General features: G+C 68.7%; 19 protein-coding genes and 2 pseudogenes. 5 read left to right on the plus strand and 16 right to left on the minus strand.

What is annotated here, in order from left to right:
* Window positions 1-60: 60 nt before the first annotated feature.
* Window positions 61-1,215: a methyltransferase gene (locus RQI43_RS00310; RefSeq protein WP_311273832.1), complete on the minus strand. Its 1,155-nt coding sequence runs from the start codon at window positions 1,213-1,215 to the stop codon at window positions 61-63.
* Between the two features lie 237 nt (window positions 1,216-1,452).
* Window positions 1,453-2,322, minus strand: a complete 870-nt coding sequence (locus tag RQI43_RS00315; protein ID WP_311273833.1) for a polyprenyl synthetase family protein — start codon at window positions 2,320-2,322, stop codon at window positions 1,453-1,455.
* An 86-nt stretch (window positions 2,323-2,408) separates the two neighbouring features.
* Here RQI43_RS00315 and crtD point away from each other — a divergent pair, with 86 nt between their 5' ends.
* On the plus strand, window positions 2,409-3,959 hold the full coding sequence (gene crtD / locus RQI43_RS00320) for a 1-hydroxycarotenoid 3,4-desaturase CrtD (protein WP_311273834.1): 1,551 nt from the start codon (window positions 2,409-2,411) through the stop codon (window positions 3,957-3,959).
* Window positions 3,917-4,816, plus strand: a complete 900-nt coding sequence (locus RQI43_RS00325; RefSeq protein WP_311273835.1) for a carotenoid 1,2-hydratase — start codon at window positions 3,917-3,919, stop codon at window positions 4,814-4,816. The genes crtD and RQI43_RS00325 overlap by 43 nt, the downstream gene beginning before the upstream one ends.
* A 45-nt stretch (window positions 4,817-4,861) precedes the next feature.
* On the opposite strand, the gene RQI43_RS00330 is transcribed toward RQI43_RS00325, so the two are convergent.
* Window positions 4,862-5,263, minus strand: a complete 402-nt coding sequence (locus tag RQI43_RS00330; RefSeq protein ID WP_311273836.1) for a hypothetical protein — start codon at window positions 5,261-5,263, stop codon at window positions 4,862-4,864.
* A gap of 388 nt (window positions 5,264-5,651) precedes the next feature.
* Complete coding sequence (locus RQI43_RS00335; protein ID WP_311273837.1) at window positions 5,652-6,080, minus strand: helix-turn-helix domain-containing protein; 429 nt, start codon at window positions 6,078-6,080, stop codon at window positions 5,652-5,654.
* Between the two features lie 76 nt (window positions 6,081-6,156).
* Between RQI43_RS00335 and RQI43_RS00340 the strand changes: the two genes are divergently transcribed.
* Window positions 6,157-7,035: an SDR family oxidoreductase gene (locus RQI43_RS00340; RefSeq protein WP_311273838.1), complete on the plus strand. Its 879-nt coding sequence runs from the start codon at window positions 6,157-6,159 to the stop codon at window positions 7,033-7,035.
* 656 nt (window positions 7,036-7,691) lie between these two features.
* Here the strand turns inward: RQI43_RS00340 and RQI43_RS00345 are convergent.
* The 5 genes and pseudogenes from RQI43_RS00345 to RQI43_RS00360 form a co-directional block, all read right to left on the minus strand.
* Window positions 7,692-7,844, minus strand: coding sequence for a hypothetical protein (locus RQI43_RS00345; protein WP_311273839.1), 153 nt, complete (start codon window positions 7,842-7,844; stop codon window positions 7,692-7,694).
* Window positions 7,841-8,944: a phytoene/squalene synthase family protein gene (locus RQI43_RS00350; RefSeq protein WP_311273840.1), complete on the minus strand. Its 1,104-nt coding sequence runs from the start codon at window positions 8,942-8,944 to the stop codon at window positions 7,841-7,843. Before RQI43_RS00350 ends, RQI43_RS00345 begins: the two co-directional genes overlap by 4 nt.
* Window positions 8,925-10,454 carry a phytoene desaturase gene (locus RQI43_RS00355; RefSeq protein ID WP_311273841.1) on the minus strand — a complete coding sequence of 510 codons (1,530 nt, stop codon included), beginning with the start codon at window positions 10,452-10,454 and terminating at the stop codon, window positions 8,925-8,927. The genes RQI43_RS00350 and RQI43_RS00355 overlap by 20 nt, the downstream gene beginning before the upstream one ends.
* Window positions 10,455-10,611: 157 nt before the next feature.
* A pseudogene (locus tag RQI43_RS24515) lies at window positions 10,612-10,686 on the minus strand (KGG domain-containing protein); the annotation flags it as partial.
* A pseudogene (locus tag RQI43_RS00360) lies at window positions 10,687-10,875 on the minus strand (general stress protein); the annotation flags it as partial. It lies immediately after the preceding pseudogene.
* 276 nt (window positions 10,876-11,151) lie between these two features.
* Here RQI43_RS00360 and RQI43_RS00365 point away from each other — a divergent pair.
* The gene (locus RQI43_RS00365; RefSeq protein WP_311273843.1) at window positions 11,152-12,417 is read left to right on the plus strand and encodes a cytochrome P450; all 1,266 of its coding nucleotides are present in this window, start codon (window positions 11,152-11,154) and stop codon (window positions 12,415-12,417) included.
* A gap of 96 nt (window positions 12,418-12,513) precedes the next feature.
* Here the strand turns inward: RQI43_RS00365 and RQI43_RS00370 are convergent, their stop codons facing one another.
* From RQI43_RS00370 to RQI43_RS00380, 3 genes are all read right to left on the minus strand, one after another.
* Window positions 12,514-13,485, minus strand: a complete 972-nt coding sequence (locus RQI43_RS00370) for an ornithine cyclodeaminase family protein (RefSeq protein ID WP_311273844.1) — start codon at window positions 13,483-13,485, stop codon at window positions 12,514-12,516.
* Complete coding sequence (locus RQI43_RS00375; RefSeq protein ID WP_244477990.1) at window positions 13,485-14,105, minus strand: transcriptional regulator; 621 nt, start codon at window positions 14,103-14,105, stop codon at window positions 13,485-13,487. The genes RQI43_RS00370 and RQI43_RS00375 overlap by 1 nt, the downstream gene beginning before the upstream one ends.
* A 67-nt stretch (window positions 14,106-14,172) precedes the next feature.
* Entirely contained in the window at window positions 14,173-15,300 is a 1,128-nt protein-coding gene (locus RQI43_RS00380; RefSeq protein ID WP_056425302.1) for a threonine synthase, read from the minus strand.
* Window positions 15,301-15,677: 377 nt separating this feature from the next.
* On the opposite strand from RQI43_RS00380, the gene RQI43_RS00385 reads away from it, so the two are divergent.
* The gene (locus RQI43_RS00385; RefSeq protein ID WP_311274090.1) at window positions 15,678-16,547 is read left to right on the plus strand and encodes an amino acid ABC transporter substrate-binding protein; all 870 of its coding nucleotides are present in this window, start codon (window positions 15,678-15,680) and stop codon (window positions 16,545-16,547) included.
* A gap of 160 nt (window positions 16,548-16,707) precedes the next feature.
* Here the strand turns inward: RQI43_RS00385 and bchO are convergent, their stop codons facing one another.
* From bchO to hemA, 4 genes are all read right to left on the minus strand, one after another.
* On the minus strand, window positions 16,708-17,625 hold the full coding sequence (gene bchO, locus RQI43_RS00390) for an alpha/beta fold hydrolase BchO (RefSeq protein WP_311273845.1): 918 nt from the start codon (window positions 17,623-17,625) through the stop codon (window positions 16,708-16,710).
* An 11-nt stretch (window positions 17,626-17,636) separates the two neighbouring features.
* The gene (locus tag RQI43_RS00395) at window positions 17,637-19,391 is read right to left on the minus strand and encodes a magnesium chelatase subunit D (protein ID WP_311273846.1); all 1,755 of its coding nucleotides are present in this window, start codon (window positions 19,389-19,391) and stop codon (window positions 17,637-17,639) included.
* Complete coding sequence (gene bchI, locus RQI43_RS00400) at window positions 19,388-20,362, minus strand: magnesium chelatase ATPase subunit I (RefSeq protein WP_405030538.1); 975 nt, start codon at window positions 20,360-20,362, stop codon at window positions 19,388-19,390. Before bchI ends, RQI43_RS00395 begins: the two co-directional genes overlap by 4 nt.
* A 415-nt stretch (window positions 20,363-20,777) precedes the next feature.
* Entirely contained in the window at window positions 20,778-21,995 is a 1,218-nt protein-coding gene (hemA, locus tag RQI43_RS00405; RefSeq protein ID WP_311273847.1) for a 5-aminolevulinate synthase, read from the minus strand.
* Window positions 21,996-22,102: the final 107 nt, after the last annotated feature.

Here is a 22,102-nt window from a genome sequence, read left to right on the forward strand (position 1 = left end):
CGACGGGTGCGGCGCTCGTTCGATGTGTCATCCTAGATTGACACTTTTATTCGTCAAGCCTTACTTACGCTGCAGCGTGTCAATTCGTCTGGACACCAGCAGGCGGGTGAGGAGCGGGCGCCGCGTCGGGATCTCGCGGCACTCGCGAAATCCGGCCTCCTGGAGGAGCGCGGTCAGCTCGGCGGGGCGGCGGCAGCGGCCGCTTCCCATCGCCAGCAGGTAGAAGCCGAAATAGGCGTCGGTGACCGGCTCGGCCCCCGCCGTCCCGGCCATCGGCTCGGCGATCAGGAGCGTGCCGCCATCGCCCAGCGCCTCGTAGGCGGCGCGCAGGAGCAGGCGGACGGTGTCGTCGTCATGGTCGTGGACGACCCGGACGAGGGAGATGGCGTCGGCGCCCTTCGGCAGGGGCGCGGTGCGGAAACTGCCGCCCTGGGCTTCGGCGCGGTGGGACAGGCCCTCGGCCGCGAAACGCTCCGTGGCTCGGGCGGCCACCGCCGGCAGGTCGAACAGCCGGACGGCGAGGCCGGGCGTCGCCCGCATGACCGTGCGGAGGAAAGCCCCCTCGCCGCCGCCCACATCCATCAGCAGGCGGTGCCGGTGCATCGGATAGGCATCGAGGATGTCCTCGGCGATGAGGGATTGGGAGGCGGCCATGAGGGCCGAGTAGTCCGCCACCGCCTCGGCCGGGATCGCCGTGTCGCCGGCCGCGCCCGCATAGGGCCAGTAGGCGGCGAGCCGGCTCGTGCCCCCCTCCCCGCGCAGGAGCGCCACCGGGTCACGCAGATCCTCGTAGAGGAGCGCGTGGTGCTCGATCATCGCGGCGATGGACGGGTTGCCGATCAGCGCCGCGCCGAGATCGGCCAGGGCGAAGCGCCCGTCGGGCAGGCGCCGCAGCAGGTCGAGCGAGACGGCGGCGTCCAGCAGGCGCAAAGCCCGCTCCGGCCTCAGGCAGGTCCGCTCGGCCAGGGCCTCGAGCCCGAGCGGGCCGGGGGCGAGGATGGCAAACAGGTCGAGCCTGATGCAGGCGAACAGGGTCTGCGAATAGACGAAGCCGGCGCAGAGATCGAACAGCGCGCGGGTGTTCCGCTGGGCGATTCCCCGCGTGAGGGGGAAGGCGGCGGCCCAGCGCTGGAAGGCCGGGTTGGCGATGGTGCGGTTGCGGAAGGCGAGCCAGCGCTCGCGCAAAGGCAGGGCGCGCTGTCGCCCTCCCCCCACGGATCTCGGGCTTGCCCGAGATCCGTCTCTGACTGACCAAGTCGGGCAGGCCCGACTTGGTGTGGGGGAGGGTGGCCCTCGCGTGAGCGACGGTCGGGAGAGGGGAGCGCCATCTCCGGAGAGGTCGCCCCCTCTCCCGCCTGCTCCGCAGGCACCCTCCCCCGCAGAGGGGGGAGGGTTCATGATCGGCGTCGCGTCAGGCGCGGAATCGGCCCGCAACATCGGGGCAAGCCCCGCTCACGCCAATTCCCGCGCCAGGCTCGCCGGCAGGAACAGGCGCGTCTGCGCCTCGATCTCGGCGCGGAGTTGATCGGCGCCGGGGCAGGCCGGGATCACCTCCACGGCTTCCCGCACGAGGCGCTTGAGCCGCGAGAGCGCCCCGGCCATGCCGAGCAGGGCGGCGGCGTTGGGCCGGCCCAGCGTGGCGTCGCGGCCCACCGGCTTGCCGACCTCTTCCTGGCGGCAGGCGACGTCGCGCAGGTCGTCGGCGACCTGATAGGCCTCGCCGAGGCATTCCCCCAAGAGCCGCCACGGCAGCGCCTGGGCGCCCGCCGCCGCCGCGCCGGTGACCGTGGCCGCCGCGAACAGCGCGCCGGTCTTGGCCTGCTGGTACTCGGTGAGCCCCACATGGCGCTCCGATTCCCAGGCCTGTCCGGCGGCGATGCCGTTGGGTGATCCCGCCGCGCGGGCGACGAGGCCGACGAGGGCGGCGAGCCGGGCCGGCGAGCGCGCCGCGCCCCGCGCCAGGGTCTCGAAGGCCGAGACGATGAGCGCGTCCCCGGTCAGCACCGCCAGGGGCTCGCCGAAGGCGGCATGGACCGAGGGCTTCTGCCGCCGCATCGGCGCATCGTCGAAACAGGGCAGGTCGTCATGGACCAGGGAGGCGCAGTGGAGGAGTTCGATCGCCGCCGCCGCCGCGTCGGAGGCCGCCGGATCGTCGTCGCCGCAGGCCCTCGCCACCGAAAGGCAGAGGCGCGGGCGGATGCGGTGGCCGCCGGGAAAGACCGCGTAGCGGATGGCTTCCGCCAGGAGCGGCGGCGCGCCGGGCGCCTCCGCATGGGCGACGGCAGCGTCGAGAGCCTGCTCGATCCGACGGTTGGCATCCATGGCGCCACTCCCTGGTGTCTTTTCGTATTGCCATTGCAAAGTGTCAGATATTATTGACACTCGTCAAGGCAGAAACAGGTGACACAGTGGCGGCGCAGCGGGTTGCGGTGATCGGAGCGGGGATCGGCGGGCTGGTGGCGGCCCTGCGCCTCGCCCATGCGGGGCTCGACGTCACCGTGCTGGAACGTGCGGCCGCGCCCGGCGGCAAGATGCGCAGCGTCGCGGCGGACGGGGCGCGCGTCGAGGCCGGCCCCACCGTCTTCACCATGCGCTGGGTCTTCGAGGAGATCTTTTCGGAATGCGGCGCCGACCTGTCGGATCGCGTGAGGCTGAGCCCGGCCTCCATCCTCGCCCGTCATGCCTGGGGGGCGGACCAGCGCCTCGATCTGTTCGCCGATCCCGAGGAATCGGCGGCGGCGATCCGGGCCTTCGCCGGGCCGCGCGAGGAGGACGGCTACCGCCGCTTTCGCGCCCGCGCGGCGGAGGTCTACGGCACGCTGGAACGGCCGTTCATCCGGGGCGAGCGGCCGAGCCCGGTCGATCTCGGCCGCCGCGTCGGCCTGTCGGGGCTCGGCGGCTTGCTGCGCATCCAGCCCTTCACCACCCTGTGGGGGGCGCTGGGCGAGTACTTCCGCGATCCCCGCCTGCGCCAATTGTTCGGGCGCTACGCCACCTATTGCGGCTCCTCGCCCTTCGAGGCCCCGGCGACGCTGATGCTGGTGGCGCATGTGGAAAGCCAGGGCGTCTGGCACGTGGAGGGCGGTCTCAGCCGCCTCGCCGCCATCATCGCCGAACTGGCGCAGGAGAACGGCGCCCGCATCCGGTACGGGGCGCAGGTGGCCGCCATCGCGGTGGAGAACGGGCGCGGCATCGTCGGTGTCGACCTCGCCGATGGCGAGCGGATCGCGGCCGATCTCGTGGTGGCCAATGCCGATGCGGCGGCCCTCGGCGCGGGCCTGTTCGGCACGCGCGCGGCGCGGGCGGTGGAAGCGGTGCCGCCGAATGCCCGCTCCCTCTCGGCGGTGACGCTCTGCGCGAAGGCCCAAACTTCCGGCTTCCCGCTGGTGCGGCACAACGTGTTCTTCTCGGGCGACTACGCGAACGAATTCGCGGAGCTCCGCGCCGGCCGGCTGCCCGACGATCCTACCGTCTATGTCTGCGCGCAGGACCGCGCCGACGACGATTCCGCCCTCGACCGACCCGAGCGCCTGCTCTGCCTCGTCAACGCTTCGGCCCTCGGCCGGGAGCGCCCCCTCGCCCCCACGGAGATCGCCACATGCGAGACCAATCTGCGTCGCAAGCTGACGGAATGCGGGCTGACGATCGAGGCGACGCCCGGGACGGTGACCACCGATCCGGCGGGGTTCGAGCGGCTGTTTCCGGCGACGGGGGGCGCCCTCTACGGCCGGGCCTCGCACGGCTGGATGGCCTCGTTCAAGCGTCCGGGGGCCAGGACGGCGCTGCCGGGGCTGTATCTCGCGGGGGGCAGCGTCCATCCGGGGCCGGGGGTGCCGATGGCGGCGCAATCGGGGCGGATCGCGGCGGACAGCCTGCTGGCCGATCTCGCCGCGACGGGCCGCGCTTCGACACGCCGGTGGCCCAAGGCGGTTACGTCTGGTGGTATGTCGACGCCCTGAGCGAGGACGGGCGCCAGGGGCTCACGATCATCGCCTTCATCGGCAGCGTGTTCTCGCCCTATTACGCCCTGGACCTCAGCCGCGACCCGTTCAACCACTGCACCATGAACGTCGTGCTCTACGGGGAGCGCGCCAACCGCTTCTGCATGACCGAGCGCGGCCGGGATGCCCTGAGCCGGGACGCGTCGCAGATCCGGATCGGCCCGAGCGGTCTCGCCTGGGACGGCACCACGCTCACCCTCACCCTCGACGAGGTGACGGCGCCGATCCCCTCGCGGGTGCGCGGCACGATCCGCCTGCGCCCCAACGGCTTCACGCGCGAGACCTTCACCCTCGACGCGGAGGGCCGGCACCGCTGGTGGCCGATGGCGCCCTCCTCCCCCGTGGAGGTGACCCTCGACGCCCCGAGCCTGTCCTGGCGTGGCACCGCCTATTTCGACACCAACCACGGCGACACCGCTTTGGGCCGGTCTTTCAGCGACTGGACCTGGTGCCGGGCCGACCTCAAGGCCGGATCGGCGATCCTCTACGACGCGCGCCGCCGCGACGGCAGCCTCCAGAACCTCTCCCTGCGCTTTGCCGCCGACGGTACCCGCCGCGACATCCGCCCGCCGCTCCCCGCCGCTTTGCCGCAGACGCGGTTCTGGCGCATGCCCCGCGCCACCCGCAGCGACGACGGGGCCGCGACGGTGATCCGCACCTTCGAGGACACCCCGTTCTACGCCCGCTCGCTCCTCGCCTCGACCCTCGACGGTGAGCCCGTGCGCCCGGTCCACGAAAGCCTGTCCCTCACCCGCTTCGCCAACCCGCTGGTGCAGTTCATGCTGCCGTTCCGGATGCCGCGGCGGGCGGGGTGATGGGGGGCCTCATTGGGGCCGTCTCAAACGAAGATGCCCGATTCATTAGCGCGATCGATATCCATAACTACGGAATGCGAATGTTAATTTCGAAGCCGCAAGGGCAACTGCGATTGCAGCAATTAATCTAAAAGATGTAAGTTGACTAATATCTACGTAAGTTGCCGGATCAAACAGCTTATCAATTATCTTGTTTGCCTTTGAGGCAATGTATCCGCTAGCAAATAATCCAATCGCCTTGCTGTAGTTTCCAAATTTTTCCTCTTCCCTTTTGTCGAACGGAGCGAGGGCTGTTCCAACTATTGCCCCTGAAGCGATAGCTGCACAGAGAATGCCAATATTTATAAAACGCTCCGTCACGTCATTTGATATGGCACAGGCCCCTACTATCATCGTGGCAACAATTAGGCCAAATACGAGTGCCGTTATAATCATCTTGGCGCTCATTGCTGCAATCCAATCGCTTGATGTCTGTCGATTCAATTCGGTAGCTTGCCATGCGATAGTATGCGGATAGCTATCATGCGGGATTATTTAAACACTTAAAGGCATTGTATTGCTATAAACAATTTTGGATGAGTTGCTCAATAAGATTGTAAATTCTGATACCCTTGGCGGAATGCTGTTCGGCCAGGGTAACGCTCTTAGCTGCGAGCGAAATGGGTGCGGCCCGCGCTCTGGCGTAAGACAATGACAGCTTGGCGTTCCTAACTTTTTTCGGCTTCGAGGATGTTCTCTTTGCAGTCCTCAGGGTGAACCGAGCCGCCGAAGTACTCGCCGTCGAGCTCAGCCTCGCTTTCGAGGCCAAGACCATCCGGTTCACCCCTCCCCCAACCTAACCCCCATCGAACCGCACCCGCGCCGCCTCGATCTCCGCATGGCTCCGCTCCGCCCAGCGGACGAGGGCCGCTAGGGGCTCCATGAGCGTGCAGCCGAGATCGGTCAGGCGGTAATCCACGCTGGGCGGCTTGGTCGGGTAGACCGTGCGGGTGATGTAGCCGTCGCGTTCGAGGTCGCGCAGGGTCTGGGTCAGCATGCGTTTCGAGAGGTCGGGGATCAGCCGGAGGATCGCGCTGAACCGGTGCGGGCCGCCGGCCAGCGCGGTGAGGATCAGGATCGACCATTTGTCGCCGGTCCGGTCCAGCACGTTGCGGACGGGACAGCGGGAGGCCTCGAATGCCCTCGTCCGCCAGCCCGCGAAGGTCCGCGCCAATTCGGCCTGAGCCGGTGCGGGGGCGGTTCCCTCGGCGTCACCTTGTCCCAAAATCCTGCCTCCTTCACAGCCGATGCGGTCTCACTTAGTTCCCTTGTACCGAAAGTGAACCCTGGGTAAGACCGCCATGTCCGACACCCCTCATCCGACGCTCTTCGTCACCGGCGCCTCCGGTCAATTGGGGCGCCTCGTCATCGCGGCTTTGCTGGAGCGGGTGCCGGCCGGCGCCGTCGTCGCCGGTGTGCGATCCCTGGAGAGCGAGGCCGCCCAGGCCCTGCGAGACCGGGGCGTCGGAGTGCGGGTGGCCGATTATGCGCGGCCCGAGACCCTGGCCGAGGCCTTCCGGGGCATCGAGCGCCTGCTGCTGATCTCATCGAGCGAAATCGGCCGGCGCGTCGCCCAGCACGAGACCGTCGTCGCGGCGGCGAAAGCGGCCGGGATCGGCCGGCTCGTCTATACCAGCCTCCTGCATGCCGACACCTCGCCGCTCAGCCTCGCCGGGGAGCACCGCGCCACGGAGGCCGCCATCGCCGCATCCGGCCTGCCGGCGACGATCCTGCGGAACGGCTGGTACACGGAGAACTACACCGCCTCGATCCCCGGCGCGCTCGCCGGCGGCGCCTTCGTCGGCAGCGCCGGTGACGGCCGGATCGCCTCGGCCGCTCGGGCCGACTTCGCCGAGGTCGCCGCCCTCGTGCTGGCCGGCGACGGCCATGAGGGGCGGACCTACGAGCTTGCAGGGGACGAGGCCTATACCCTGACCGATCTCGCCGCCGAACTCTCGCGCCAGACGGGCCGCGACATCCCCTACCGGGACCTGCCGCAGTCGGACTATGCGGCGCTGCTCAAGGGCTTCGGCCTTCCGGACGTCCTGGCCGATTCCCTCGCCGCGTGGGATGTGGATGCCGCGCACGGCGCCCTGTTCGACGAGGGCCGCCAACTCTCGACGCTCATCGGCCGCCCGACGACGCCATTGTCCAGCAGCATCGCCGCCGCGCTGGGGTGAGGCTGGCGCATCGGATCAGACCATCTCCGGACGATCCACGCGGTCTCGGGCGGGCGCGGGTCCCCTCTCCTGGAAGGAGAGGGACAGGGTGAGGTGTGTGAGCTTTCCGGAGGGGGACCACACCTCACCCCAGCCCTCTCCTTCCAGGAGAGGGAGCCCGTCGCGCCTGATCTCGACGCTCATCGGCCGCCCGACGACGCCGTTGTCCAGCAGCATAGCCGCCGCGCTCGGGTGAGGCTCAAGCCTCGGATCATGCCATCTCCGGACGATCCACGCGGTCGATTGATTTGGTCTCTCGCAAGCGCGGGTGCCCTCTCCTGGAAGGCAAGGCGATCGCATATGACACCACGCCGTCATTCCGGGTCGCCACAGGCGAGCCCGGACCCGGAGGGCCGCGCCAGAGGCGTGCAATCTAGAGCCGCTGACAGTGTAAAGTCCTGCACCACTCGTGTTTCTGGATCCCGGGCTCCGCTACGCGGACCCGGGATGACGGGGTGGTGCCAGCGGGTTTCCGACAAGCAAATTGGCATATGCGATAGCCCTCTCCTTCCAAGAGAGGGAGCCCGTCGCGCCTCGAGTCGAAACCTCTTGGAGAGAGCGAACGGCCGTCGAGCGGATGTGTGAATCCGGTAGCCCCAAAGGGGAGAGGAACGCGGTCAGCCGGCGGGATCGTCCGGCGGGCGGCGGGCGGCGTCGTCCCGGTCTTTGCGGATGCTGCGCCGGACGACGATGAGCTGCCACAGGGCCAGCCCCAGCGCGAGGGCGAAGACGAGGCCGATGTCGAAGGCGGCGAAGAGCCGGTCGCTCACGAGGGGGCGGGCGCGCGGCCGAGCGCCTCACGCTCGCGCAGGGTCTCCACGAGGTCGAGCACCTGCGCCACCTGCGCCGGGACGTTCCACCAGGGCGGAATCCGGGGGGCCATCGACGGAAGCGCCGCCACCGCCTCGATCAGGAACAGGATTTCCGGCAGCGGTGTTTCGCGCAAGGCCGCCCTGTCGTCCGTCGAGACCAGGGCGCGGGCGAGGAGCGCGAGCTTCCGGCGTCCGTCCACGCGGGCGCGGCGGGAGACCGAATCGTAGCCGGCCCGCTCCACCTCGCGGCCGATCTCGGCATAGATCAGCCGCGCCGCGCGGATCGCCGGGCGGCAGGCGGGAGGCAGGCCGGCGATGCCGGATTCCGAGCGCGCGTAGAGGCGCTCCGCCGCCGCCAGCAGGCGCGCCACGACGCCGCCGAGGGCGGGGGTGAAACTGGGCGCGCGCAGGAACGCGTCCGGGTCGATCCCCGCCTCCCTCAGCCAGGATCGCGGCAGGTAGAGCCGGCCGGCCCGCGCGTCCTCGCCGACATCGCGGGCGATATTGGTGAATTGCATGGCGATGCCGAGGTCGCAGGCGCGGGCCAGCACGTCGGGGTCGCGCACGCCCATGACCAGGGTCATCATCGCGCCCACCGAGGCGGCGACCCGCGCCGCATAGGCGGTGAGGTCGCCAAGCGTCTCGTAGCGGCGGCCGTCCGCGTCCCAGGCGAGGCCCTCGATCAAAGCGGCGGGCAGCGCCTGGGGAATGGCGTGGTCGGAGACGATGTCGGCCAGCGCCCGGTCCGCCGGGGCGTCGCAGGGGCGGCCCTCGCAGGCCCGGTCGAGGCGCATCCGCAGCCGCGCCACGGCGGGGCGGCGCCCGCTCGCGGCCACGTCGTCCACCGCGTCGTCGGAGAGGCGGCAGAAGGCGTAGAGCCCGTAGGCCGGCCGGCGGATAGAGGGCGGCAGCAGGGCGGAGGCGGCAAAGAAGCTGCGCGACCCGGTGCGGATCGCCGCCCGGCACGCGGCATGGTCGGCCGCATCCGCATGGGGGATCGCCCAGAGGGGCGGCCGGGAATAGTCAAGCCGGGAAAGGTCAGGCGAAGACGCGCGCATCCGGCACCACGGTATCGAGAATTCGGGCGGAGGAGAGGACGCCGGGCAGGCCGGCGCCGGGATGGGTGCCGGCTCCCACGAGGTAGAGCCGCGCCACGTCCTCGGAGGCGTTGTGGGGCCGGAACCAGGCCGATTGCGTCAGTACCGGTTCGAGGCCGAAGCCCGAGCCGCGAAAGCTCAGGAAATCGGCCGCGAAATCCCCCGGATGCGTCACCTTAGAGGTGACGATGCTCTCCGACAGGCCCGGCATCACGGTGGCGTCGAGATGCTGCTCGATGGCGCGGCGATAGGGCTCCGCCTCCACCGCCCAATCCTGGCCGCCGGCGAGGTTGGGCACCGGGGAGAGCACGTAGAACGCATCGCAGCCGGGCGGCGCCAGCAGCGGATCGGTGGCGGTGGGGCGGTGCAGGTAGAGGCTGAAATCCTTCGATAGGACCTTCCGCCGGAAGATGTCGTCGATGAGCCCGCGATAGCGCGGCCCCATCAGGATGGTGTGGTGGGCGATGTCCGGGAAGGTCCGGTTCGTGCCGAAATACCAGACGAACAGGCCCATGGAGGAGTGCGACCGGTCGAGCCGGCGGTCGGTCCAGCGCCGCCTCACGCCCTCGGGCAGGAGGGTGCGGTGGGTGAAGGCGGAATCGGCGTTGGAGACGACGATGTCGGCGGCGATGCGCTCGCCCGAGGTGAGGGCGACGCCGGTGGCGGCCCCGTTCTCCACGAGGATGCGCGAGACCTCCGCGCCGAAGCGGAGCGCCCCGCCCTGCCCCCGGATCAGCCCGGCCAGCCCGTCCACCAGGCGGCCGGTGCCGCCGAGCGCGAAATGCACGCCCCAGCGCCGTTCGAGATGGGCGATGAGGCAGTAGATCGCGCTCGCCCGGAACGGGCTGCCGCCGATGAGGAGCGGGTGGAAGCTGAAGATCGTCCGCAGGCGCTCGTCGCGGATATGGCTCGCCACCACGTCGTAGACGCTGCGGTGTCCGCCCAGACGCACCAGATCGGGCATGATCCGCAGCATGTCGGCCACCGAGCCGAACGGCACGTGGCCGAGCCGCTCGAACCCGACCTCGCAGATCGCCCGCGAGCGCTCCATGAAGCGCTCGTAGCCGGCCACATCCCCGGGCGAGAACCGCGCGACCTCGGCGCGCATGGCGTCGAGATCGCCGCTGTAATCGAAGGTCGCGCCGTCCTCGAAGCGGATGCGGTAGAACGGCAGCATCGGCGCCAGGACGACATCGTCCTCCATGCGCCGCCCGCACAGGGTCCAGAGTTCCTCGAACAGGAAAGGCGCGGTGACGATGGTCGGCCCGGCATCGAAGGTGAAGCCGTCCTGGCGATGCACCCGCGCCCGCCCGCCGGGCTGGTCCAGCCGCTCCAGCACCGTGACGCGGTAGCCCCGCGCCCCGAGGCGGATGGCGGCGGCGAGCCCTCCGAAGCCGCTGCCGATCACCACCGCGTGGGGGCGTTTGGCCGGCCGGGTCGAGGACATCGGCACATCGCTGAGTGTCAACATAAGGTGACACTATCAGCCGAAAAATCACCGACGCAAGCGCTGATTCACCGGCGCAGCGTGATCGCCCGCGACGGAAAGGTGCCGGCGACTGTCGGATGACACGCGCGCGGGGACCGAGGGGCATCGCCCCCCGGTCCCACGACGCGTCGCGTGCGTCCTAGCCGCGACCGCCGTGGCTCGCTTCGCCGCCCTTCTTGCCCGCTTCCGAAGCGCGCTGAGGGTCGTTGGCGAAGTTGCCGCCGCTCTGCTGGCCGCCCTTCGAGCCTGCTTCCGAGGCGCGCTGGGGGTCGTTGGCGAAGTTGCCGCCGCTGGCCTGACCGCCCTTCGAGCCGGCTTCCGAGGCGCGCTCACGATCCTCGGCGAAGTTGCCCGAACCGCCGCGATGCTCCGACTTGCCCTGCGTGTCGTTGGATTGAGACATGCTGTCCTCCGTTACGTTGGGGAGTGGACCCGATCAACCAGCAACCGAAAGCATGGTTCCGAGAAAGGCAGGATTAAAAAGCCATTATACAAGGATAGGATGCGGTTTAACCCAGGTTTTTAACCTGGCTTATGCCTGTGTTTGTTTCGAGAAAGGGTCGCTATAGCCTGAATGGGCTCTACGTTTGGTTGAAGGCGGAGGGTGAACCGCGCGGCCTCGCGGAGGTTGACCCGGCTCGGACGAGGCATTCCGCGAGGTTTTCGAGAAAGGTCGGCCATGAACGGACACAGGCGAAACCGCTCGGCGATTCCCCGGGAGCGTGCGCCGGACAGCACCCTGTCGCTGCTCTCGGAAGGCTATGCCTTCATCCCGAACCGCTGCCGACGCCACGGATCGGAGCTTTTCGCGGCGCGGCTGATGCTCAGTCCGGTGGTGTGCCTGTCCGGCCGGGAGGCGGCGTCACGCTTCTACGACCATTACCGCTTCACCCGCCGCCACGCGCTGCCGCCCACCACCTTCGCGCTGATCCAGGACCATGGCAGCGTGATGGTGATGGACGGCGAGGCCCATCGCCACCGCAAGGCGATGTTCCTGTCGCTGGTGGGGGAGGACGCCCTCCGGCGCTTCGCCGACCTGTTCGCCGAACATTGGCGCCGGGCCGTGCCGCGCTGGGCGGCGAGGGAGAGCGTGGTGCTCCTCGACGAGGCGCACCGCGTCATCACGCAGGCGGTGTGCGACTGGGTCGGTCTTCCGCTGGCCCCGGACGAGGTCGATGCGCGGACGGCCGAGTTCGCCGCCATGGTCGACGGCACCGGCGCCATCGGCCCGCGCAATTGGCGGGGGCATCTCCTCCGCGCCCGCACCGAACGCTGGGCGAGGGCACGGATCGAGGAGATCCGCAGCGGCCGAAGCGACGCGCCGCCCGGCCCCGCCCGGACCGTCGCCACCCATCGCGACGCCGAGGGCCGCCTCCTCGATGGAAAGACGGCCGGCGTGGAGCTCATCAACCTGCTGCGCCCCACGGTGGCAAATGCGCGCTACGTCGTGTTCGCCGCCATGGTGCTCCACGAGAACCCGCATTGGGCCGAGGCCCTCCGCGCGGCGGACGAGGACACGCGCCAGCGTTTCGCCTGGGAGGTGCGCCGCGCCTATCCCTTCATCCCCTTCATCGGCGGGCGGGTCCGCGAGCCGTTCGAGTGGCGGGGCCATGCGTTCGAGACCGGCGATTGGGCGCTCATGGACCTCTATGGCACCAACCACGATCCGGGCCGCTGGCACGCACCGGAGCGCTTCGACCCGGACCGGTTTCGCACCGAGACCATCGATCCGTTCGACCTGATCTCCCATGGCGGCGGCTCGGCCACGGACGGACACCGCTGCCCCGGCGAGGGCCTGACGCAGACCCTGCTGGTCACCGCCGCCCACCTCCTGGCGACGTCGATGCTCTACGAGCTCCCCCCTCAGGACCTCACCCTCGACCTCGCCTACATCCCCGCCCGCCCCCGGAGCGGATGTGTTTTGCGTGGGGTGCGGGCTGTTTGAGGATACGGCTCGGCGGCCGGTATTCCTCAAGCAGGAGGGGATCGGTGGCGAGGGGGGCGGTATCGTTAGCGGTCCCGCGTCGAGCGGATCAGCGCCTCACCACGGCCAGGGCATGCGCGTGCCATATCCGCCCTTCCATGCGCTTTGCTGCAGCATGCGGGCAACCGTCAGATCCTGCAGCGCTATACCGGTCATGTCGAACACGGTGATGTCCTCGGTCCTTCGGGCAAACTGTACCCGACCGGTCAGAAGGTCGCCGATCTCCGTGACATCGAGGCCGTCATACCATTGACCTTCGCCGATGGTCCGGCATTGCTCGCGATCGTCCGTGAACACCCGTGCACGATCCAGCAGTTCTTCCGGCAACTCGCGTTTGCCAACGGTGTCCGTTCCAACCGCATTGATATGCGTGCCTGGCCGCACAGCATCGGCAGCGAACAGGACAGATCGCCCCGGTGTCGCGGTAATAATGATATCGCTGTCCGCAACGGCAGCATTGGCGTCGATCACATGCTGTATCGCGCACCGCTTGGAGAATACCGCTTCAAAACCTGCGTCGGGCATGCCGCGCGAGGTCAAATATCGAACTTTGCGGGTCGCCGGCAGAAGGTCCAGGGCAAGCGTCAGCTGAATACGTGCCTGAACGCCGGTCCCGAAGATGCAAAGGCTCGCGCTGCCGGGGCGAGCGAGTTCCTGTAAGCCTAGGAGACCGGCCGCACCCGTTCGGGTCGTGGTAATGGCGTTGCCGTCGATAAGGCAGGTCGGCCGGCCTGTGGCCGGATCGAACAGCATCACCGTCGCCTGATGCGGCTCACCGCCTAGCGAGCGGTTCGTCGGCCAGAATCCGGCGGCTTTGAAGCCGAGTAAGGCCTGCGCCTGCACATCGCCCGATTTGATGCCGAATACGCCGCCCGTGTCGAGGCGCTCACGGACCAGCGGAAAGACACGGCCCTTTCGCTCGCTGTGCAGGATGAAGGCTTCGCGAACTGCGGCAAGAACATCGGCGGGCCGCAGCAGTGGCTCGACCTGCGGGCCGGACAGGATGAGGAGTTCGGCGTCGCTGGGCATCACTTAGCTGCGTCCGTGAGTGGCTTGGTGTCGGCGTAGACGGTGGCGCGGGAGACACCGAGATGCGCCGCGATGACCTCCGAGGAGCGGCGCACCTGCATGCAGCCGGTATCTTTCAGTTCTCGCAGCAGCATGCGGCGCTGCTCCGTTTTGAGGGCCCGAGGGGTCGTCGCGTGCTGGGCCGCAAACAGGTCGATGCGTGCCCGGATGGCGTCCGCATTGGCGGGGTTGAGGGTTTCCCCGGGGCCGTTCAGCGCATCGACATGAGTGAACTGGCCGATGGCACTTTGCAGGCTCTGGAACAACGTCAGGTCGACGTTCAGGCAGAGCGCTGCCACATAGGCCCCGCTCGCGTCCTTGATTCCCACCGATGTGCTCTTGGCCTGCCGTCCGTCCGCAAAGGCATTGGCGTAGTTCGCGATGATCTGCGGATAGTCCGGGTCGGCGATGCGGGCGAGCCCGAGTTCCGTCGCCGGCTGTCCGACCTCACGGCCGGAGAGGTTGTTGTGAATGGCGACGATCGCATTCTTCGGATCGGTCAGGTCATGCACGACGACCTCACAGAACGGCGCAAAGGTCTCGCCGAGGCCCTGTGCGATCTGCTGTAGCTGAGCGAACAAGACCTCTTTGTTCGCGGATGCTAACCGTGCCGAATCCGCCTGTTTCCTATTCACAATACGTCCTGCTCTATTGCACGAGATCGGCGACGGTCGCGGCGGCTTTCAGGCCGGTGCCGGTGACGATCACCACCGTGGTTTCACGCGACGTGATGGTGCCCGCGTTGGACAGTTTGTCCAGAGCGGCTGCCGCACTGGCGCAGGTCGGCTCGACGAACAAGCCTTGGCGGGCAAGCCCGCGTAGCGCCGCGACGATCTCGTCCTCGGTCAGCGCGATGGTGCCGCCACCGCTCTCGCTGAGGGCTTCGATGATTTGACGCATGCGCAGCGGATTTTTGATCGCTGTGCCTTCCGCGATGGTCTTGTGCACCTCGCGCGGCACAAATGTATCGACGCCGGCCTGGAAACGAGCGTCGATCGGCGAGCAGTTCAGCGGCTGGGCTACGAATAGGCGCGGCAGCTTGGCGATCTGCCCGGCCTTCAGCAGCTCGCGGAAGCCGAAGGCGCAGCCGAGAAGGCTGCTGCCCGCGCCGACGGGGATGATGACGTTGTCGGGGGCCTTGAAGCCAAGGTCTTCCCACAGTTCATAGGCCAGCGACTTGGTCCCTTCGAGGAAGAAGGCCTGCCAGTTGTGGCTGGCGTAGAAGGTCTGATCCGATTGCCGGATGGCTTCCGCTTCGGATTCCTCGCGCGGTCCCTCGACCAGCTGCACCTCGGCGCCGTAGGCACGCACCTGGGCGATCTTGGCCGGTGAGGTGGAGGCGGGTGCCAGGATTTTCACGCCCATGCCCCCGGCGGCACCGAAGCCGGCAATGGAGGAGCCGCCGTTGCCCGAACTGTCCTCCAGAACGGCACGGACGCCAATCTGCCGGAGGAAGGACAGCATCACCGACGAGCCACGGTCCTTGAAGCTTCCGGTCGGATTGAACCATTCCAGCTTGAACAGTGGACGCAGGTCGCCCCATGGCCGCTCAATCAGCGGTGTGCATCCCTCACCCATCGTGATGGGATCGGCGATGGCGATCGGAAGGGATGCCCGATAGCGCCATAGCGAGCGCGTCCGGCTTTCCACGTCGTCCCGGGATATGCCGCGACCTGGGGTGACCAGCAGCGGCGTACGATCGTCCGAGCACCACCGGGGCACGTCGAGCGGATAGAGTGTCCCGTTGCGGGGATCGATGTAGCTGGCGGGCGACATTCCGGGTCCTTGCTGGCGCTATAGTCTGGATATTATGTCCAGTAATGGATTTTATGTCCATCTAATTTCGCCGCCCATCCATGCTGACAATCCGGCGCAACGCCTGACCGAATGGCCCCACGTCGACGTCGTGCACTGCGCCTGGAAAAGCGGCAGGGACGCCTGCTTTTTCGACTTGTTGAAATGTCTGTTGTTGGACTAAGTGTCTAGATATCAGCATGACGCGGTTTGGATCATCGCGACGGAAAGTCACTGACCGCACGTCACTTATCCGGTTCGCTCCAGCGCTTATTGCCTGCCAGGTGAAGCTGACACCTGTCTAACATTGGATGATCATGATGCGCAGGTGTTACTCAGCAGTGTTTGCAGCCTTCACGATGCTTGTTGCGGGTGGAGCCAGTGCCGCCGAACTGACGGGGACACTCAAGAAGATCCATGAGACTGGCGTGATTGCGCTTGGATTCCGAGACTCCTCAGTCCCGTTTTCCTATCTGGACGGTAACCAGAAGCCGGTCGGTTATACGATGGACATCTGCTACAAGATTGTCGATGCGGTGAAGGTCGCCCTCAAACTCGATAAACTCGACGTGCGCCTGATCCCGGAAACACCGTCGACGCGTATTCCCCTCATCGCCAACGGCACCCTCGATCTGGAATGCGGTTCGACCACGAATAATATCGACCGCCAGAAGCAGGTCGCGTTCACCAATTCTCACTTCCTGACCGCGACCCGCTTCGTCTCGAAGAAGTCGGCAAACCTGCACATCGTTGAAGACTTGAAGGGCAAGACCGTCGTCTCGACCTCCGGTAGCTCGAATATCCTGCAGATCATCGACGCCAACAATCAGCGTAATCTCGGCCTGACGATCCTGCCGGCAAAGGACCACGCCGAAGCGTTCCTCATGGTCGAAACCGGCCGCGCCGCCGCCTTCGTCATGGATGACGTGCTGCTTGCCTCGTTCGTCGCCAACTCGAAGGCGCCCGAGGCCTACGAGATTTCCTCGGAGACACTGTCGAAGCCCGAGCCCTATGGCATCATCCTTCGTAAAGATGACCCGGACTTCAAGCGAGTTGTCGATGACGCCACGCGCACACTCTACATGAGCGCCGAAGGCAAAGCGCTTTACAACACGTGGTTCATGCAGCCGATCCCGCCGCGCGGCATTAATATGAAGCTGCCGATGAGTGAAGCGATGCTAAAGCAGTTTGCCAAACCGATCGATAGTAGCGATCCGGCAGCCTACTGATCTCTCCTAGAGTCAACCAAGAAAAATTACGCCTTGACGGGCGTCATTTCGGATCCACGTCGTGTGTTTTATGATCGATAAACCATAACCGGAATGGCAAAAGTTCACCCCATGCAGACCTCATGGCTAAGTTTCGCGATGAGACACCACCAACCCATCGTCACGGCGATGCGGTAACCCCGGCCCCCTCCCCCACCGCCAAATCCATCGCCCCAAAAATCACCTCCGCCACCTTCCCCGGCGCTTCCTCATGCGCGAGGTGGCCGAGGCCGCGCAGCAGCTCCACGCGGGCGTGGGGCAGGCGCTTCTTCAGGGCGAAGGCGGTGTCGGGGGAGATGGCCTTGTCCTCGCTGCCGACCACGAGGAGCGTCGGGGTGGCGAGGCGGGGGATGGCGCGGTCGAGGGTGGCGAGGTCCCAGTTCGCCATCATGCCGAGCGCCCCGGCCACGTGGCCGGGTTTGCGGAACAGGCGGCGGTAGAGATCGAGCCCCTTTGCGTCGAGGCGCGAGCCGGTGCCGCGAATCAGGCGCTCCACCGCCGGGCGGTCGGCGGTCCAGGCGAAGAGTTTGGGCGTGACCGGGTTGAGGAAGAGCAGCCGCGCCATGCTGGGGAACAGCACCGAGGCGAGGCCGGGAAACGGCGTGAGCGCGCCGTTGAGCGCCACCAGGAGATCGGGTTTGATCCGCCCGTCGAGGCAGAGCCGGACCAGGAGCGCCGCTCCCGCCGAATGGCCGACGACCAGATTCGGGCGGAGGTCGAGGCTGTCGAGGAGGTCGCCCAGGGCGCTCGCCATCCCCGGCAGGGAGAGCCTCGCGGCGGGGAGCGGGTCGGTGAAGCCGTGGCCCGGCAGGTCCGGGGCGAGAACCCGAAACCGCGTCGCCAGGAGGGGCATCAGCCCACGCCAGGAATGGGTGGCGGCCCCCGTGCCGTGGAGCAGCAGCACGGTCGGGGCTCCTTCCTCCCCCATATCCTGGATGTGCCAGTTGAGGCCGGAGGCTGTGACGAAGCGGCTCGCCTCGCGGTGCGGCCAGTCGGCGCCCTCGCTCTCCCAGCGGGGTCGTTCGGCGGGCGCGCGCATGCTGGAACCCTTTATTCCCTCGCCGACCGGATCGCGGCGCTCATCGCCCCCGCATCGGCATGGGGCAGGGGCAGATAGCGCGCCCCCATGGCGGCGGCGAGGCGGCGCGCCGAATCCTGCGGCCTTTGGGCCGTGTCGATCAGGATGGCGCGGACATCCGCCTCGCGGAAGAGGCGGGCGGCCGTGAGCGAATCCTCGCCCGCGCGCTCCCGCCCGGCGATCCCCGACCGGGCGACGTTGGCCCGTCCATCGGTGAGCATCACCACGACCGGCGTCCCGCCGCCGCGCCTGACCCCGAGGGCCACCTTTCCGGCGGCGTCGATGCCGGCGGCGAGCGGCGTCCCGCCGCCTCCGGGCAGGGCGGCGAGCCCGCGCCGCGCCCGCACCAGGGAGCGCGTCGGCGCGAGGACTAGCTCCGCGCCGGCCCCCCGGAACGCCACCAGGGCGACCTTGTCCCGCCGCGTATAGGCCTCGGCGAGGAGGAGCTCGACGGCGCCCTTCGCTTCGGCCAGCCGCTCCAGGGCGGAGGAGCCGGAGGCGTCCACGGTGAAGATCGTGGTGGTCTCGGTCCGCTGCCGGAACCGGGTGATTCGGATGTCGTCGGGGCGGATCATGAGACAGGTGCCGCCCCCCTCCGCCCGACGGCGGAGGCCCTGCCAGGGGGAAGCGGCGCGCAGGGTCGCGATGAGATCGAGCCGGGCCCTTCGCGGATCGCCCGGCCGCGCGCCCATGGGGCGGCCCGAGCGGGCGGAGACGGCCTTCGCCCCGGCCTTGCCGGCCCTCGGCATCCGCAGGCGCGGGCCGTCCCGCAGCAGCATCGCCAGGAGCCCGGCGGGAATCGCCGCGCGGGCGGCCTCGACGATGCGGTCGTCGGGGGTGGACGCGGTGCCCTCCTCCGGGTCGGGGCCGGGCTCCCGCTGTTCGGAGGGCGACGGCTCGCCCTCCTCCCGCTCCTCTTCCTCGGGGGCCGACTCCTGTTCCGGGAGGCGGGTGGCGCGGTGGCCGAGGACGAGGCGCGCGGCCTCCCGCGCATCCGCCTCGGCGGTCTCGGCCCGCCCGTCGAGCCGGGCGAGGAGGCGGGCGACCCGGAGGGCGAGGAGCGGCGCGCGCAACGAGGCGATGCCGAGCCGGGCCGCGACCTCGCTCAGCTCCGCGACGGGATCGTGGCCGCTCCGCGCACCGCCATGCGGCGGCATTTCGGATTCCGGCGAAAGGCCGTCGCATGGCGGTCGAAGCACCGGTCGCATGGCGCTCGGCGGCACGGTCGTGAGGTCGATATGGAAGGCCAGCCGATCGGTCAGGGAGGCCGGGGCGGCCTCGTCCTCGCCGATCCCCTCGTCGAGGAGGACGAGCCCGAACCGCGCCGGCCGGGTCTCCGCCAGCCCGTCCCGCTCCACCCTCAGACGCCCGGTATCGAGGGCGGCGGCGAGATGCGCGGCGGTGCCCTGCCCCATCCGCTCCGCCATCGCGGCGACGAGAAGTCCCCCATCGGCCTCGGCCAGCAGCCCGGCCTGGCCCACCGGCCGCCCAACAGAGAGCGTCGCCGCGAGGTCGAGGCCGCCGATCAGCCGATCCTCGGCGATCCCCGCCGGCATCCGCCGTAACGGCTTGACGGGATTGAGGTTTTCGCGAACGATGTCGAGCCAGCGGTCGCGCACCGGGCCGGCCCCGGCGCGCAAAACCACGCCGCCGCAGCCATGCGGGTCGGCGGCCACTAGCCGGGCGACACGCAGGGCGTCGGCCCAGATCGCCGAGCTCTCGCTCACGAGCCCAGCACCTCCTCCACCGCCCTCGCGACGCGGGCGGTGGAGCCGGATTCGTCGAGCGGGTTGCGGCGCAGGCGGTGGCGTAGGGCCGATGGGGCGACCTGCCGGAGATGGTCGATTCCCACGGTCTCGGCCCCCTCATAGGCGGCCAGCGCCCGGGCGGTGCGCATCAAAGTCAGCTCGCCGCGCAGGCCGTCGGTGCCCAGGGCGAGGCAGAGCCGGGCCGCGGCCTCCAGGGTCGCGTCGGGAACGTCGAGCCCGGGAAGGCGCGCCCTGGCGGCGGTGAGGCGCTTCTGCAGCGCCCGGTCGGCCTTGGCATAGCTGGCGCAGAACCCCGCAGGGTCGCGCTCATAGGCGTCGCGCCGGCGCACCACGTCGATGCGGGTGGGCAGGTCCGTCGGCGTCGTCACCTCCACGGCGAGGCCGAACCGGTCGAGGAGCTGGGGCCGCAACTCGCCCTCCTCCGGGTTGCCGCTGCCCACCAGAACGAATTTCGCCGGATGCCGGATGCTCAACCCCTCGCGCTCCACGGTGTTGATCCCGGAGGCCGCCACGTCGAGGAGGAGATCGACGAGGTGATCGTCGAGGAGGTTGACCTCGTCGATGTAGAGGAAGCCGCGATTGGCGCGGGCCAGCAGCCCCGGCTCGAACGCCTTCTCGCCCCGCGTCAGGGCGCGTTCGAGGTCGAGGGCGCCCACCACCCGGTCCTCGGTGGCACCCAGCGGCAGGTCCACCACCGGCACCGGTGCGAGGTGGCTTCGCCTCGCGTCGGCGCGGCCGGAACAATGCGGGCACTCGCCGGCGGGTTTGGCGGGGTCGCAGGAATAGGGGCAGCCGATCACGGCCTTCATCGGCGGCAGCAGGGCGGCGAGGCCCCGGATCGCGGTGGACTTGCCGGTGCCCCGGTCGCCGAAGACGAGGACACCGCCCACGGAAGGGTCCACCGCCGCGATCATCAGGGCTCGCCGCATCTCGTCCTGGCCGACGATGGCGGAGAAGGGGAAGGTGACGGGCGGGGCCGTGAAGGAGGGCGCCGGGTCGTTTCGGGGCTTCCGGAGGATACCCTGGCTCGCGTCGCGCTCCAGTTTCTCGGGGCGAGGGTGGGCGTTTGACGGGAGGGATGCGGTTCGGGCCGTTCCGTTGACGATCATCGACAGTCTCCCGGTGACCCGATTCAAGCTCTGGATGGTCCCCTCTCCCCGCCTGCGGGGAGAGGGTTTCGGACCCCTTGTCGGGTCCGAAACGAGGCGGCAGCCAAGGGTGAGGGGGCGCTGTCGAAGGAGCCCCGTCCGGAGGGACCCCCTCACCTTCGCCCTGCCGGGCTCACCTCGCCTCCCGACGGGGGAGGACGAGGTCCTCTCCCCGCCCGGCGGGGAGAGGGGAATGCTACTCCGCCGCCGCCTGCTCCACGCCCATCCGCGTCCAGATCGCCGCCAGCGCTCCCACCAGATGGTCGATATCGGCGTCCGAATGCAGTGGCGACGGGGTGATGCGCAGGCGCTCGGTCCCGCGCGGTACGGTGGGGTAGTTGATTGGCTGGACGTAGATGCCGAACTCGTCGAGCAGCGTGTCGCTGATCGCCTTGCACAGGACGGGGTCGCCGACCATCACCGGCACGATGTGGCTGTCGTTGGGGAGGTAGGGGATGCCGGCGGCGTCGAGCCGGGCCCGGACCCTGGCGACGCGTTCCTGGTGGCGCTCGCGCTCGCTGCCGCTGGCCTTGAGATGGCGGATGCTCGCCGCCGCGCCAGCGGCCACCGCCGGGGGCAGTGAGGTGGTGAAGATGAAGCCCGAGGCGAAGCTGCGGACGAAGTCGCAGAGCTTGGCCGAGCCGGTGATGTAGCCGCCATGCACCGCGAAGGCCTTGCCGAGCGTCCCCTCGATGACGTCGAGGCGGTGGGCGAGGCCCTCCCGCTCGGAGATGCCGCCGCCGCGCGGGCCGTAGAGGCCGACCGCGTGGACCTCGTCCAGATAGGTGAGCGCGCCGTGGGCTTCGGCGACGTCGCAGATCTCGGCGATGGGCGCGATGTCGCCGTCCATGGAATAGACCGACTCGAAGGCCACGAGCTTGGGCCGCGCCGGGTCGATCATCCGCAGCTTGCGGTCGAGATCCTCCGGGTCGTTGTGGCGGAAGATGTGCCGCTCGGCGCGGGAGGCCTTGATGCCTTCGATCATCGAGGCATGGTTCTCGGCATCCGACAGCACGACGCAGCCCGGCAGCTTGCCGGCCAGCGTGCCCAGCGCCGCCCAGTTCGAGACGTAGCCGGAGGTGAAGAGCAGGGCCGCCTCCTTGCGGTGGAGGTCGGCGAGCTCCTGCTCCAGAAGCACGTGGTAATGGTTGGTGCCGGAAATGTTGCGGGTGCCGCCGGCCCCGGCGCCGCAGCGGTCGAGGGCCTCGTGCATGGCGTCGAGCACGACAGGGTTCTGGCCCATCCCAAGATAGTCGTTGGAGCACCAGACCGTCACCGGGCGCTCGCCGCCGGGGCTGTGATGAGTGGCGTGGGGGAAGCGGCCGTTCTGGCGCTCGAGATCGGTGAAGACGCGGTAGCGGCCCTCGCGGTGGAGACCGGCCAACTCGTTCCCGAAGAATGTCTCGTAGTTCATGGCGTCCCTTTCCCCAACGAGCGGCGACCTGTCTGAACGAGCGACGCCTTGCCTTGTCCCGGCAGCTTTTTTGACCACCGAGTGCATGAGTGTGTCAACTAAACTTG

Source organism: Methylobacterium sp. WCS2018Hpa-22 (assembly GCF_031843785.1).
GTDB lineage: Bacteria > Pseudomonadota > Alphaproteobacteria > Rhizobiales > Beijerinckiaceae > Methylobacterium.

Coding starts and splice junctions, on each gene's coding strand:
- RQI43_RS00315 (WP_311273833.1), bottom strand. CDS start 2,322: ATGGATGCCAACCGTCGGATCGAGCAGGCTCTCGACGCTGCCGTCGCC.
- RQI43_RS00330 (WP_311273836.1), bottom strand. CDS start 5,263: ATGAGCGCCAAGATGATTATAACGGCACTCGTATTTGGCCTAATTGTT.
- RQI43_RS00340 (WP_311273838.1), top strand. CDS start 6,157: ATGTCCGACACCCCTCATCCGACGCTCTTCGTCACCGGCGCCTCCGGT.
- RQI43_RS00350 (WP_311273840.1), bottom strand. CDS start 8,944: ATGCGCGCGTCTTCGCCTGACCTTTCCCGGCTTGACTATTCCCGGCCG.
- RQI43_RS00355 (WP_311273841.1), bottom strand. CDS start 10,454: ATGTTGACACTCAGCGATGTGCCGATGTCCTCGACCCGGCCGGCCAAA.
- RQI43_RS00365 (WP_311273843.1), top strand. CDS start 11,152: ATGAACGGACACAGGCGAAACCGCTCGGCGATTCCCCGGGAGCGTGCG.
- RQI43_RS00370 (WP_311273844.1), bottom strand. CDS start 13,485: ATGCCCAGCGACGCCGAACTCCTCATCCTGTCCGGCCCGCAGGTCGAG.
- RQI43_RS00380 (WP_056425302.1), bottom strand. CDS start 15,300: ATGTCGCCCGCCAGCTACATCGATCCCCGCAACGGGACACTCTATCCG.
- RQI43_RS00385 (WP_311274090.1), top strand. CDS start 15,678: ATGCTTGTTGCGGGTGGAGCCAGTGCCGCCGAACTGACGGGGACACTC.
- bchO (WP_311273845.1), bottom strand. CDS start 17,625: ATGCGCGCGCCCGCCGAACGACCCCGCTGGGAGAGCGAGGGCGCCGAC.
- bchI (WP_405030538.1), bottom strand. CDS start 20,362: ATGCGGCGAGCCCTGATGATCGCGGCGGTGGACCCTTCCGTGGGCGGT.
- hemA (WP_311273847.1), bottom strand. CDS start 21,995: ATGAACTACGAGACATTCTTCGGGAACGAGTTGGCCGGTCTCCACCGC.